The sequence below is a fragment of the Ulvibacterium marinum genome, assembly GCF_003626755.1.
In the GTDB taxonomy this organism is placed as follows: domain Bacteria; phylum Bacteroidota; class Bacteroidia; order Flavobacteriales; family Flavobacteriaceae; genus Ulvibacterium; species Ulvibacterium marinum.
This window is the reverse complement of sequence record NZ_RBCJ01000004.1, coordinates 1-15021: the sequence shown is the minus strand read 5'-3', so window position 1 is coordinate 15021 and position 15021 is coordinate 1. Positions and strand designations below refer to the sequence as shown.

At 45.4% G+C, this 15021-nt stretch carries 8 protein-coding genes; 7 read left to right on the top strand and 1 reads right to left on the bottom strand.

The features are described from left to right. Nucleotides 1–5 precede the first annotated feature (5 nt). The gene (locus tag D7Z94_RS19035) at nucleotides 6–317 is read left to right on the top strand and encodes a DUF3467 domain-containing protein (RefSeq protein ID WP_120713232.1); all 312 of its coding nucleotides are present in this window, start codon (nucleotides 6–8) and stop codon (nucleotides 315–317) included. Between the two features lie 10 nt (nucleotides 318–327). On the opposite strand, the gene D7Z94_RS19030 is transcribed toward D7Z94_RS19035, so the two are convergent. After that, nucleotides 328–1917, bottom strand: a complete 1590-nt coding sequence (locus D7Z94_RS19030; protein ID WP_120713231.1) for a peptide chain release factor 3 — start codon at nucleotides 1915–1917, stop codon at nucleotides 328–330. A 1149-nt stretch (nucleotides 1918–3066) separates the two neighbouring features. Between D7Z94_RS19030 and D7Z94_RS19025 the strand changes: the two genes are divergently transcribed. The 6 genes from D7Z94_RS19025 to D7Z94_RS19000 form a co-directional block, all read left to right on the top strand. Beyond that, nucleotides 3067–4767 (top strand): gliding motility-associated C-terminal domain-containing protein, encoded by a 1701-nt coding sequence (locus D7Z94_RS19025; protein WP_245967256.1) that lies wholly within the window; start codon nucleotides 3067–3069, stop codon nucleotides 4765–4767. 14 nt (nucleotides 4768–4781) lie between these two features. Continuing rightward, nucleotides 4782–5735 (top strand): PorP/SprF family type IX secretion system membrane protein, encoded by a 954-nt coding sequence (locus D7Z94_RS19020; RefSeq protein WP_120713673.1) that lies wholly within the window; start codon nucleotides 4782–4784, stop codon nucleotides 5733–5735. Between the two features lie 10 nt (nucleotides 5736–5745). Continuing rightward, a complete protein-coding gene (locus tag D7Z94_RS19015; protein WP_120713229.1) occupies nucleotides 5746–7686 on the top strand; it encodes an OmpA family protein in 1941 nt (646 codons plus the stop codon). 221 nt (nucleotides 7687–7907) lie between these two features. Further along, nucleotides 7908–9938 (top strand): Ig-like domain-containing protein, encoded by a 2031-nt coding sequence (locus D7Z94_RS19010; protein WP_158594689.1) that lies wholly within the window; start codon nucleotides 7908–7910, stop codon nucleotides 9936–9938. 5 nt (nucleotides 9939–9943) lie between these two features. Next, the gene (locus D7Z94_RS19005) at nucleotides 9944–10939 is read left to right on the top strand and encodes an Ig-like domain-containing protein (protein ID WP_120713227.1); all 996 of its coding nucleotides are present in this window, start codon (nucleotides 9944–9946) and stop codon (nucleotides 10937–10939) included. Between the two features lie 533 nt (nucleotides 10940–11472). Beyond that, nucleotides 11473–15021: beta strand repeat-containing protein (locus D7Z94_RS19000; RefSeq protein WP_147415935.1), on the top strand; the 3549-nt coding region annotated here is incomplete at its 3' end.

The following is a 15021-nucleotide window of genomic DNA, read 5'->3' as shown; positions in this document are numbered from 1 at the left end:
TAGCTATGGACGAAAAAGAGCAAAAGCAAAAACAGATCAATATAGAATTGGATGAAAAAATGGCCGAAGGAACCTACTCAAACTTGGCCATTATCAATCATTCGATCTCTGAATTCGTGGTCGATTTCATAAGTATGATGCCAGGGGCACCCAAGGCAAAAGTTAAAAGTAGGATTATACTGACTCCACAGCATGCAAAAAAATTCCTCAAAGCCTTGAATGACAATGTAAACCGTTTTGAAAAAGCACATGGGACTATAAAGGACTATGAACAGCCTCCAATTCCCATCAATTTTGGGCCTACGGGCGAGGCATAGATGTTTTGTTTCAATCAAACTCTGAAGTAAAATGTAATTTTACGGAAGGGTACTTCTGTTGTGTCATCTGCAGGGAAAATTGGGAATCCGCTAAGAATACCAACTGGCCCTTTTTATCCTTCGCTAAAAATTTTTGTTTTACCCTACTGAACTCCTTGAACTCTTCGCTTTTTGAATTTTCAGGGTCGATCCAACAAGCCTTGTGCACCGGAAAGTTTTCGTAAGTGCACTTGGCCCCATATTCATGTTCCAGACGATACTGAATGACCTCAAATTGAAGTGCTCCAACGGTACCGATTACCTTACGATTGTTGATTTCAAGTGTGAACAACTGCGCTACCCCTTCATCCATCAACTGATCGATACCCTTATTTAATTGCTTGGCTTTCATGGGATCTGCATTGTTTATGTACCGGAAATGCTCCGGTGAAAAACTTGGAATTCCTTTATAGTGTAAATTTTCACCTTCGGTTAAGGTATCACCTATTTTGAAATTTCCTGTATCATGTAAGCCAACAATATCACCGGGATACGAAATATCCACTATTTCCTTTTTCTCTGCGAAAAAGGCATTTGGACTAGAGAATTTTAGCTTTTTGCCATTGCGGACATGCAAATAAGGCCTATTGCGTTCAAATGTGCCCGAAACAATTTTTATGAAGGCCAAGCGATCCCGGTGCTTTGGATCCATATTGGCATGGATTTTAAATACGAATCCGGTCATATCCGGTTCAAGAGCTTCCACTAAACGTTCTTCAGCCATTTTGGCCCTTGGAGGAGGTGCAATTTCTATAAAACAATCCAATAGCTCCCGTACTCCAAAATTATTTAAAGCAGACCCAAAAAATACGGGTTGCTGCTTGCCTTCCAAGTACTTTTCCTTGTCAAAGTCAGGATAAACACCCTCTACGAGTTCCAGATTATCCCGTAAGGTTTTGGCTGCTGCACTTCCTATAATAGTCTCCAGTTCGGGATTTGTGATATCATTGAAGGCTATAGTATCCTCAATATTCTTCTTATTGTCGCCACTAAAGAGATTAATGTTCTTTTCATAAATATTATAAATACCCTTGAAATCATAACCCATGCCTATGGGAAAACTAAGTGGGGTTATGGATAAACCCAATTTTAGTTCAAGTTCATCCAAAAGGTCGAAGGCGTCTTTCCCCTCCCTGTCCAATTTGTTGATAAAGACAATAATTGGAATATTACGCATTCTACATACTTCCACTAATTTTTTGGTCTGTTCCTCCACACCTTTTGCCACATCTATTACTACAATTACACTGTCCACAGCAGTAAGTGTCCTAAAAGTATCCTCGGCAAAGTCCTTGTGGCCTGGCGTATCCAAAATGTTTATCTTCTTGTCCTTGTACAAAAATGCCAATACCGATGTAGCCACAGAAATTCCACGTTGCCGTTCAATCTCCATGAAATCGCTAGTGGCGGATTTCTTTATCTTGTTACTCTTTACGGCACCTGCTTCTTGGATGGCACCACCGAAAAGCAAAAGCTTTTCCGTTAAGGTGGTTTTTCCGGCATCCGGATGTGATATTATCCCAAAAGTCCGTCGCTTTTGGATTTGGGTCTTAAAACTCATTTGAAAAATTTCGGCAAAAGTAAGTTAAAATTATAGGTTATTCGTCATTCCATCTTTTTATGGAATAGGTAATTTTAGGGAATCCAGCCATTAAACGGTTCAAATAAAAATCCAATTCCAAATGCATTTTCTATCGATTAAATACTTTATTAATCGATTTTGATGAGAAAAGTAATCTTTTGTTTAAGATTCAACGTATTTAGATAATAATTAAAAAAATCGGTTTTTTGCGTTTTACCGAATAAACATGTTATTAAAAGATATTATGGGTTGAATGCTTCCCAAAGAATTTGTTGAACGAATTTTTAGATATATCTTGCATAGATATTTCATTTAAAAACGGCCCCGAACATCTTACGTTTTTAACTCCTACAGCCATGGTGATTAGTTTTCTAATTTAAACTAACATTTATGGAAAATATTACGTTCTTAAAAAAGGGAAACGGTTTTACTTTTGCTCTTGTTTTGGCCATTATCCTTTTTTTGATGCCACCAACGTCGTCCTTTGCCAAGTCCAATTCAAATATTAAGGTTTTAACCACCTATTTTGATAGAGATAAGGAAGGCAACAATGAAACAAGCTTTAAAGATCGTGAAGGGAATTTTGCTACAGATTATACATCTGTAGATTCTAATAAATATGAAATTTCGAATACTTCAGGATGTTCCAATCCTGAATTCAAGGGAGTTTCCCCCTCCGAGTTTGGACTTTCGGGAGGCATCTTCGATGGGAGCCTTTCTGCCACGGACGTTGATGTCAGTTCCAAATGGGGTCTTCCGATGGGGAGTATTCTTGTGAGTTTTACGGGCGGAAGTACAAATTCCACTGGTACAACCTTTTCCGTAAGGGATGGGTTCCCAATTACTTTTACATTTTCTGGTACTATTCCTGTTAAGGTTACGGCGAGTCATTCACCTATTATTCCCGGTAGAAAAAGAGATGGTATTATAGCCTTGGACGGCACTCAGTATATACAAACGGTAACTTTACCGGCAGGCATGGTTGAAGGAAATGTAGGAGATGATTTTTTTGTGAATAATGTTACGGTAGGCAATGAGGCACCCGAAAGGATTACTTGGGTTTCACAATCTACGGTTACCGCTATTGAATTTTATACTACCTCTGAAAGTATTCAAAATGGTGTTTGGTTGAACCTGCAACCTGTGGCTTGCCCCGACACTGATGGCGACGGGGTACCTGACAGCGTCGACCTTGACGACGATAACGACGGCATCCTTGACACGACCGAGGATCCCGACCTTGACGGCGACGGCGACCCGCTGACCGACCCGCTCGACAGCGACTCGGACGGTTACCCCGACCACTTGGACATCGACTCGGACGACGACGGCATCCCCGATAACGTGGAGGCGCAGACCACCGACGGCTATATCGCCCCCAACGACGACGACGCGGCGACCTATGCCTCGAACGACGGTGTCAACTCGGCCTATCCCGATGGGCTTACACCGGTGAACACCGACGGCACCGACGAGCCGGACTATCTTGACATGGACACGGACAACGACCTTGTGCCGGACAACAACGAGGGTAACGACTTCGACTTCGACGGGGTGCCGGACCAGGCTTATACGGGCACCGACACTGACGGCGACGGCCTTGACGACGGCTACGAGGGTAGCGACGTCAATGACGGCTTCGACGTGAACGACGAGATCGACGACCCGGCGAACGACCTGCCGGACACGGACGGCACGGAGGACGTGAACTATAGGGACCTTGACGACGACGGCGACGGTATAGATACGCCGGACGAGGACGCCGACAACGACGGGGATCCCACCGACGACGACACGGACAACGACGGCACCCCGGACTATCTTGATCCGGACGGCGGTCCCGACACTGATGGCGACGGGGTACCTGACAGCGTCGACCTTGACGACGATAACGACGGCATCCTTGACACGACCGAGGATCCCGACCTTGACGGCGACGGCGACCCGCTGACCGACCCGCTCGACAGCGACTCGGACGGTTACCCCGACCACTTGGACATCGACTCGGACGACGACGGCATCCCCGATAACGTGGAGGCGCAGACCACCGACGGCTATATCGCCCCCAACGACGACGACGCGGCGACCTATGCCTCGAACGACGGTGTCAACTCGGCCTATCCCGATGGGCTTACACCGGTGAACACCGACGGCACCGACGAGCCGGACTATCTTGACATGGACACGGACAACGACCTTGTGCCGGACAACAACGAGGGTAACGACTTCGACTTCGACGGGGTGCCGGACCAGGCTTATACGGGCACCGACACTGACGGCGACGGCCTTGACGACGGCTACGAGGGTAGCGACGTCAATGACGGCTTCGACGTGAACGACGAGATCGACGACCCGGCGAACGACCTGCCGGACACGGACGGCACGGAGGACGTGAACTATAGGGACCTTGACGACGACGGCGACGGTATAGATACGCCGGACGAGGACGCCGACAACGACGGGGATCCCACCGACGACGACACGGACAACGACGGCACCCCGGACTATCTTGATCCGGATAATAAGGTGGAGGTGAATCAATTGGTTACTCCCAATGAGGATGGAGACAATGACTTTCTTTTTATACGTGGACTTGAGTTAGTGGATAATAACTCATTACAGATTTTTAATAGATGGGGAGTAAAGGTATATGAAGGAACCAACTATAATAATCAAAATAACGTATTTGATGGAAGGTCTAAAGGAAGGTCTACACTAAGCGTAAATGACTATCTTCCGGCCGGGGTATATTTTTATATATTTGAATACCAATTGACAGGGTCTCAAAGCCATACTGTCGAAGATGGTTACATATACATTAGCAAATGATATTGAGACTGAATATGACTAAACTTAAGAGTTTACTGGCAAGTGGTTTTTTTGTCTTCATTTTTGTACATGAGGTGGTTGGACAACAAGATGCACAATATACGCAGTACATGTACAATACGATGACCGTGAATCCTGGATATGCCGGGTCAAGAGGTCAACTCAGTTTAGCCGCCTTATACAGGTCCCAATGGGTAGGTTTGGATGGGGCGCCCGAAACGTTTACTTTGAATCTTCATTCCCCAATTAGAAACAGCAAGTTGGGTTATGGTATCTCTGTGGTGAATGATAACATTGGTGATGGCGTTGTTTCCGAAACCTATTTGGATGCCATGATATCTTACACCATAGATGTGGCCCTGGATGCAAAACTTTCCTTTGGTTTAAAAGTAGGGGGGAATTTACTTAGTCTGGACTTTAATGGTTTAAATAATTTTGATGATGAACCAATAGCTGGAGACAATATTGACAACAGGTTCTCGCCAAATTTTGGCTTGGGGGTATATTACCATACAAATAGGTTTTATGCTGGCCTATCAGCGCCGAATATATTGGAGACTGATTACTTTGATAACTCTCAAAGAGATGCCAATTCCGTACAGTTTCTTTCTCAAGAGAGAATCAATTTTTATTTAATAACCGGATATGTATTCGATTTAAATAGCAATCTTAAGTTTAAACCGGCATTGTTGACTAAAGTCGTCGGAGGTGCCCCTTTACAATTGGATCTATCGGCTAGCTTTCTGTTCAATGAAAAATTTTCTTTTGGAGCCGCTTATCGTTGGGATGCTGCCATTAGCGGTTTACTTGGCTTTCAGATAACCGATCAGTTGATGTTGGGGCTGGCATATGATAGGGAAACTACGGATTTGGGAGGCACTCAATTTAACGATGGATCTTTTGAAGTATTTTTGAGGGTCGAATTGGTAAAGTCCTTCCAAAGATTGGTGTCACCTCGTTTCTTTTAAAACCGGACAAATGGTAAAAAAAATACTATCACTACTTTTTATTACGGTTCTTTCTTTGGGAATTAAGAGTATTGCCCAGGAAAGATTGGTTACCAAGGCGAATGCAAAATATCAGGATTATTCCTTTAGCCCGGCAATTGACATTTACAAAAGGGTTTTGGAAAAGGGCTATGTCTCGGCAGATTTGCTAAAAAAGTTAGGGAATTCCTATTATTTCAATGCGGACTATGATGGTGCGGCCAAAACGTATGAAAGACTAGTAAATGAGTACCCATCCGAAGTTGGCCCTGAATATTATTTCAGATATGCCCAAACCCTAAAAACTCTTGGGGATTACGATGGCGCCGATACAATTATGGTGAAGTTCACTGAAGTTACCACTAACGATTTAAGGGCTGCTGTATATAGCGAGGAGAAAAATTATCTGGAAGAGATCAAGGAAAACTCGGGGCGGTATAATATTGCTCAGTTTCAGTATAACTCACCGTATTCGGATTTTGCACCATCCTTTTACAAAGATGGACTCATCTTTTCTTCGGATCGTGACACGGGGAATTTTGCAAGATATAGGCACACTTGGAATGCAAAGGATTTTTTGGATCTATACAAGGTAAATGCCGACAGTATTTCGACTAATTTGGTAACAAAGCTGAGTGATAATGTAAATACAAGATTGCACGAATCCACTTCCGTTACTACTAAGGACGGAAATATCCTGTATTTTACAAGAAACAACTTTGTTGAAGGTAAATACAAAAAGGACGAAAAAGGAGTAATACGACTCAAGATTTTTAAAGCAGAACTTGTCGACGGGGTTTGGACCAATATTGAAGAACTTCCTTTTAATAGTGATGCCTATTCTGTCGCCAATCCAGCCTTGAGTCCCGATGAAAAGACCCTATATTTTGCTTCCGACATGCCAGGTTCGTTAGGGGAATCCGATCTTTTTAAAACTACCCTAAACGAGGATGGCACCTATGGTACTCCAGTGAATTTAGGAACTGTTATAAACACGGAAGCAAGAGAAACGTTTCCTTTTATTACAAGTGAGGAAGTGCTATACTTTTCATCGGATGGTCATCCTGGACTTGGAGGCTTGGATGTATTCGCCACAAAAATTGCCAAGAATAGATTAACCGGTTCAGTAGTAAATGTAGGGGAACCCGTGAATAGTCAAAAAGACGATTTTACCTTTATCTTCAATGAAGAGACCAAAGAAGGCTATTTTGCTTCAAATAGATTGGAAGGACAAGGAGCTGACGATATCTATAGTTTTTTGGAGACCATTCCATTGATTTTGGATTGCAATCAACAAGTTACAGGAACGGTTAGGGACAAAATATCGAATGAGGTTCTTGTTGGCGCTACTATAAAGGTCATCAATGAGAACAATGAAGAAATTCTAACTGCAATTACCGATTCCGAAGGAAAATATTCTATTATGGTCGATTGTAACCAGGGTAATTTTGTTAGGGCTTCAATGGAAGGTTACGTGCCTTCCGAGGAGTATTTGGGCAAATCTGATGGGAAACCAAGAATAATGGACTTTTATTTGGAAAGAGATAAGATTACTGCCGGATTCGGGGATGATTTGGCCAAATTACTGCAGCTAAGCACCATTTATTTTGATTTTGACAAATACAATATCCGGAAGGATTCGGAAGTAGAAGTGGAAAAGGTGATAGCGGCAATGGAGAAATATCCAAGTCTTAGGATTAAGGTAAACTCGCATACTGACAGTAGAGGGAAGGACTCCTATAACCTTTGGTTATCACAAAAGAGAGCTGAGTCCACAGTGAATTATATGATTTCCAAAGGAATTGCTTCAGATCGTTTAGAAGGTGAAGGCTTTGGAGAGACCAAATTGGTAAATCAATGTGAAAATGGAGTAAGATGTTCCAATACGGAACATGAATTAAACCGAAGATCGGAATTCATAATTCTAGAATAATAGATTTCTAATATCAAAGTCTTAGTAGGCGCATCCTTTTTGGTTGCGCCTTTTTTTGAGAAGTCCAGCTCATTTTTTGTATGGAGTAGGGCACCTTCCCAGCCAACAAACCTCGGTATTTTCAAGTCACACCTATATATTTGGCAACTTCACAACATTTGTTTTTCTCGTGACAAGCTTCATGTAATTTTGTAATGATATAGCCCCCCTTAATGCCTTTGATGCTCATTGGCAAGTTAGACGTTAACATGTTCCAAATCAATAAATATTATATAAATACGTCACTGAAATATTGTGTAAATATTTTGGTCCTTCTATGTATGTGGTCCACTACCGGATTGTTTTCCCAAACTACTATTTGGAGCGAAGATTTTGAGAGTTACAGCAATGGGGCCACCACAGGCGCCGGAACAGGAACAAGCACAGCCAGTTGGTCTACGAACGATGGGGATGTAGATATTAGGACGGTCAGCGGTAATAAATTACTCCGTGGTCAAAACACGGATAATACAACGGCCAGGTGGGTTACAAACCCTATCGATATTTCTGGCTTCAATGATGTTCAATTTAGTTTTGATGCGACCTCGGGAGGAAGCTTGGATTTTGGTCAAGATTTTTTTATTGTGGAATACAGAATTAATGGAGGATCATATGTGGAAATCGAAAATGCTTCTGGAGATACATCGCCATCGGACCCGATTCAATCGTCCTACAGCGTTACAGGCCTCGTTGGTACTACCATAGATTTTAGAATTACATTTTATAATACGGGAGGTACTGAAAACTATACTATTGACAATTTTTTGGTGGAAGGAACTACGGATATTGCGCCGACACTAACAGCTACTGGGAATCAGACCTCATGTGAAGGGGCTTCCCAGATGATAGTTGAAAGCATCAGCATAACAGACCCAGATGATACTTCAACAACCGCAGTGTATATACAAATTTCTTCAGGTTATGTGAACGGAGAGGATTTGTTGACACTAACAGGTACACACGCCAATATAACTGGGACGTGGGATGCGGTACAAGGAGAATTGACTCTTACAGGGCCTGCTACCTATGGCGAATTTGAAACTGCTATTTCAGCGGTAGAATATTCCAGCTCAGGAACCCCAACGGGAGTCCGTCAATTTTCGATTACAGTGGGGGAGGCAAATTTTTTGCCAAGCACCGCACATTATTATGAATACGTTCCCGACTTGGGAATTACCTGGACGGATGCTAATACCGCCGCAAGTGCTAGAACATACTTTGGTCTACAAGGTTATTTGGCTACATTAACATCGCAGGAGGAAGCGGACTTTTCTGGTTCCCAGGCCGTAGGGGTAGGATGGATAGGAGGAAGCGATGCCGCCACGGAAGGGGTTTGGCAGTGGGTGACGGGACCTGAGGCAGGTACCGTATTCTGGAACGGAACGGCAGGTGGAAGTACTCCTAACTTTGCATTTTGGAATACTGGCGAGCCCAATCAATCGGGAAATGAAGACTATGCCCATATTACCCATCCGAATGTAAATCCCAATGGATCCTGGAACGATTTATCCAATACTGGCGCAGCCTCTGGAAATTACCAACCACAGGGCTATGTAGTAGAATATGGAGGAACACCTGGAGATCCCGTACTTAGTATAACGGCAACAACAACTATCAATATCGAACCCATACCAACAATAACAAGTACTACCCCGGGATCTCGATGCGGTAGCGGTACAGTCGATTTGGCAGCAACCGCGTCTGGGGGAATTATCAATTGGTATACAGCGGCAACCGGAGGCAGTTCAATAGGTACTGGGACTAGTTTTGTAACACCAAGTATCTCGAGCACCACCACGTATTACGTAGATGCTACAAGTAATGGATGTACCACAGCCACTAGGACGGCAGTTACTGCCACTATAAATACTGGGCCATCCATAACCACTCAACCTGTGGATAGCACAATTTGTCCCGGATGTAGTACTACCTTTACCGTTACTGCTTCGAATACAGATACGTACCAGTGGCAGTTTTTTAATGGTTCCATTTGGGTAGATTTGACCGATACGGGTATCTACAGTGGTACGACAACAGATACGCTTACTGTTAGCAATGCCACACCCACGGACAATGGAAATCAATACAGGGTACAGATATCCAATTCAGCACTTCCCTGCGCTCCGGTAGCTTCGGCCATAGCAGTGTTGACTGTGAACGCCTCTACGTTAATTACGAATAGAAGAATAACCTATCGAGTTGATAAAAACTAAATAGATTGGTAAGTTTTACTTTCTTTCGAATTGTTCTTTTTGGTAGTATACTTTTTTGTTGTCCACTATTCGGGCAAAATATAGCTCCAATAGCGACGGATGATGTATACACAGGATACTTGAATAGAACCATAACAGCTGATGTATCAAATGGTGTCCTTGCAAATGATACCGATCCAGATGGTGGTAGCTTGTCTATTAATCCCATACCTGTAGTTTCACCTACTACGGGTATATTGACTTTGGGAAATGATGGTAGTTTTACATTCGTTCCCCAGGCCGGTTTTGTCGGGAATGTAACTTTTGATTATGAAGTTTGTGACGATGGTACGGCAAGCCAATTGGTTTCCCAGTTCGATTTTGATACCTCTGCGTTGACCACGGCAACCGTTGGTCCAAATGCGACGACCATTAATTCCAATGCTGTTCAGACTGCATGTGGTGTACGCATAGGATCAGGGGCTGGTGGAAGCGCAGGCCTGGATATTACCATTCCCAATACGGGAAGTATTTTCAACTTCTCCAGTTTTAGAATAGAATTGGACTATCAGGATAATGAAAGTACCGCGGATATCATCACAGGAGGAAATTTCAGGATTTATCACATCACGGGAAATGAAATAGGTGTTGCGATTACGGTAATAGATGGGAATACTGGACTTAGTACCTTGTATACCAGAACTCTAGGAAGCTTTCTTGGCGGAAATAACACCTACATTGTGGAGTATGATGAGCTCACAGGCGATATCACATATACAGCAAATGGAACCACAACAACCATCGGTAATGTAGCACCAGATTACTCCCCCCTGGATACTAGTTTGGCAACGGCACCGATCGTGGGTAGATTCATGGATAATTCTGGGGGGTCAGATCCCTCTCTTTGTAAAATAGCCATAACGGACACCAGTAAATTATGTGATACCGGTACAGTAAACATCAATTTTACAGCCTCGTTAATTACCAACAAACGTATTACGTACAGGGTAAACCCAGACTAAAGTTTTCTTTTGGGAAATGTTGGTTTTTTAAGTTTTTTCTCACAGAATAGCGTTCCGAAACCGCCACTATAATTGACTTTATCGACCAATGAATTTCTCGATAAAAAGGAAAATTTATCGATTAAGACTTCAGCTTTTTGAACCTATGCATTGCAATTTAACACTTACACAACATTTATTTTCCTAGGGTATCCGTTGGGTTAATTTTGTAAAGTGTAATAAAACCATTGTGTTCCCAGGAACTAAATAGCAATGGTTTATCACACCCCAAATATGAATAGCTTGACCAAATTTATCAAGAAGTTTCGCCAAGGAGAAACCACAATGGCCCTCTGGGTAAAAACCGACCCAACCAACCCATTTCATTTTCTTGCCAGCAAGACTTTTGTACTTAACCGATTATAGCGGTACAAAAGGTTTATTCTATTTAAATCATGGGGCAATATGTACAAAAGATTAATCCGTCAATTGAACAAGGCTTTAGAAAGGCCTTTGGAAGCATAACAAAAAATATTTTAAGTAAAGATATAACCATGGATAAGAGAATCTTACTACTCATTTTTCTGATATCCGGATTTGCATATTCGCAAACCACGGTTACACTACAAGATCAGTGTAATTGCGAGGTTTTAAGTGGTACCGCCGTAACAAGCCCGGGATCAACATCCCCAGGCGGAGCGGATACCGGGGATATCTATGTAAATACAAATACAGGTACCATCTATTTCTGGGATGGGGATTCATGGGAATTGACGTCTACCGATAGTCAACAAATTCTGGATTTCAGCTTCAATCCGGCAACCCGTGAACTTACCTTGGAATTGGAGAACGGCGGTGCTCCCATTACGGTTACTTTACCTTCTGATGCATTGACTGCTCTTACCCTTAACGGCAACAACCTTGAATATTTGGACGAGGACAACAATACGAACGTGATCCCTTTGAACGTTGGCAGTTTGGCCCTTGGGGCGGACGGCAACAGCCTGGACTATACGGACGAGGCGGGCGGTCTGACCAACATCCCGCTCAACGTCGGCAGCCTGGCCTTCAATCCCGCTACCCGGGAGCTGACCTATACCGATGAGGAGGGCACCCCTACGGTGATCACCTTGCCCTCGGACTTTTTGACGAGCCTTACCCTTAACGGCAACAACCTTGAATATTTGGACGAGGACAACAATACGAACGTGATCCCTTTGAACGTTGGCAGTTTGGCCCTTGGGGCGGACGGCAACAGCCTGGACTATACGGACGAGGCGGGCGGTCTGACCAACATCCCGCTCAACGTCGGCAGCCTGGCCTTCAATCCCGCTACCCGGGAGCTGACCTATACCGATGAGGAGGGCACCCCTACGGTGATCACCCTTCCCTCGGACTTTTTGACCTCTCTGACATTGAACGGCAACAGCCTCGAGTATTTGGACGAGGACAACAATACGAACGTGATCCCGCTGAACGTGGGCAACTTGGCACTGGGGGCGGACGGCAACTCGCTGGACTATACGGACGAGGCGGGCGCACTGACCAACATCCCGCTCAACGTCGGGAGCCTGGCCTTCAACCCTGCGACCCGTGAGCTGACCTACACGGACGAGGAGGGCACCCCGACGGTGATCACCCTGCCGGCGGAGACTATCACGACACTTTCAACCTTAGATGGTATAACTTATACCTATACCTCTGAAGATACCACCACTACTTCCTTTGATGGTACGGATGATCAGAATGCAACCCAGGTACCGCTTAGCCCAAATATTGATGTAGATGGCGATCTTACGGATGAAACTAATGTTCAAGAGGCTTTACAGGATTTGGCCAATAATAGTAGCGATAATCAAAACCTGACAGGAGCTACGCTTGATGGAAGTAATGAGCTACAAATAGATATTGAACGAGGCAGCTCAACTGCCGTGGATCTTTCCTCTTTGAGTGAAACCGTAGTTGCCGGAACCGGGGCCATTTCGGTCAACGACGATGGCAATGGGAATTATACGATAAATTCCACAGATTCCGATGAGGACTTGACCAATGAACTTACTTTGATCGGTTCCGGCGCACCAGCAGTGACACCGAGTAATGCTGGGGTGACCTATGTAGATGATGTGGCGGGTCAATTGTACATTTGGGACGGGGCCACATGGAATGCGGTGGGTGGAAACGCTACTCCCGATTTGGACGGTAATCCTACTAATGAAATACAAGATTTGAGTTACAACCCTGTTACCCAAATTCTTAATATTACAAATAACCCAGCGGCTACGAATATCGATTTATCGGGATTGGTTGACACCGATAACCAGGAGGTGGACAATTTCAGCTTCAACGCCGCTACGGGCGAGCTTACCCTTGAGGTACAGGACGACGGACAGGCGGCCCATGTGGCCGACCTATCGGCACTGGACACGGACAACCAGACCATCGACGGGCTGACGTTCAACGCGGTCACCAACGAACTTGCGATCTCCCTTGAGGACGACGCGGAGCTTCCGGTGACGGTCGATATTTCCGGTGTTGACACGGACAACCAGGAAGTGGACAATTTCAGTTTCAACGCCGCCACGGGCGAACTTACCCTTGAGGTACAGGACGACGGGCAGGCCGCCCATGTGGCCGACCTATCGGCACTGGACACGGACAACCAGACCATCGACGGGCTTACGTTCAACGCGGTCACCAACGAACTTGCGATCTCCCTCGAGGACGATGCCGAGCTTCCTGTAACGGTTGATATTTCCGGTGTTGACACGGATAACCAGGAGGTGGACAATTTCAGCTTCAACGCCGCTACGGGCGAGCTTACCCTGGAGGTACAGGACGACGGGCAGGCAGCCCATGTGGCCGACCTATCGGCACTCGACACGGACAACCAGACCATCGACGGGCTGACGTTCAACGGTGCTACCAACGAACTTTCGATCTCCCTTGAGGACGATGCCGAGCTTCCTGTAACGGTCGATATTTCCGGTGTTGACACGGACAACCAGGAGGTCGACAATTTCAGCTTCAACGCCGCTACGGGCGAACTGACCCTTGAGGTACAGGACGACGGACAGGCCGCACACGTGGCCGACCTATCGGCACTGGACACGGACAACCAGACCATCGACGGGCTTACGTTCAACGCGGTCACCAACGAACTTGCGATCTCCCTCGAGGACGATGCCGAGCTTCCTGTAACGGTCGATATTTCCGGTGTTGACACGGACAACCAGGAGGTGGACAATTTCAGCTTCAACGCCGCTACGGGCGAACTTACCCTTGAGGTACAGGACGACGGGCAGGCCGCCCATGTGGCCGACCTATCGGCACTGGACACGGACAACCAGACCATCGACGGGCTGACGTTCAACGGTGCTACCAACGAACTTGCGATCTCCCTTGAGGACGACGCGGAGCTTCCGGTCACGGTCGATATTTCCGGTGTTGACACGGACAACCAGGAGGTGGACAACTTCAGCTTCAACGCCGCTACGGGCGAGCTTACCCTTGAGGTACAGGACGACGGGCAGGCCGCCCATGTGGCGAACCTATCCGCATTGGACACGGACAACCAGGAAGTGGACACTTTCAGCTTCAACGCCGCTACGGGCGAACTTACCCTGGAGGTACAGGACGACGGACAGGCCGCACACGTGGCCGACCTATCGGCACTCGACACGGACAACCAGACGATAGATGTATTATCGATGACGGATGGGGAATTGAACATTTCCTTGGAGGATGACGGAGCAGTAACGAACAACCTCGATTTAATTAGTATTGATGCCAACAATGATATCGGATTTGGTACTGATGGGGCCCTATATTTGAATGTCGCTTCGGTGAGTATAGCCGAGACCAATACTACCTTAGGCTTCAATGGAGCGACCAATGAACTCACCTACACCAACGAATTGGGAAATAATCCAATTTTGAATTTATCGGGCATAGACACGGACAACCAGGAAGTGGACAATTTCAGTTTCAACGCCGCCACGGGCGAACTTACCCTTGAGGTACAGGACGACGGGCAGGCCGCCCATGTGGCGAACCTATCGGCACTGGACACGGACAACCAGGAGGTGGACAACTTCAGCTTCAAC

Excerpts from the sequence above, each read along its gene's own strand:
- D7Z94_RS19015 (WP_120713229.1), top strand. The coding sequence starts at position 5,746 with ATGGTAAAAAAAATACTATCACTACTTTTTATTACGGTTCTTTCTTTG.
- D7Z94_RS19035 (WP_120713232.1), top strand. The coding sequence starts at position 6 with ATGGACGAAAAAGAGCAAAAGCAAAAACAGATCAATATAGAATTGGAT.
- D7Z94_RS19010 (WP_158594689.1), top strand. The coding sequence starts at position 7,908 with ATGCTCATTGGCAAGTTAGACGTTAACATGTTCCAAATCAATAAATAT.
- D7Z94_RS19030 (WP_120713231.1), bottom strand. The coding sequence starts at position 1,917 with ATGAGTTTTAAGACCCAAATCCAAAAGCGACGGACTTTTGGGATAATA.
- D7Z94_RS19020 (WP_120713673.1), top strand. The coding sequence starts at position 4,782 with ATGACTAAACTTAAGAGTTTACTGGCAAGTGGTTTTTTTGTCTTCATT.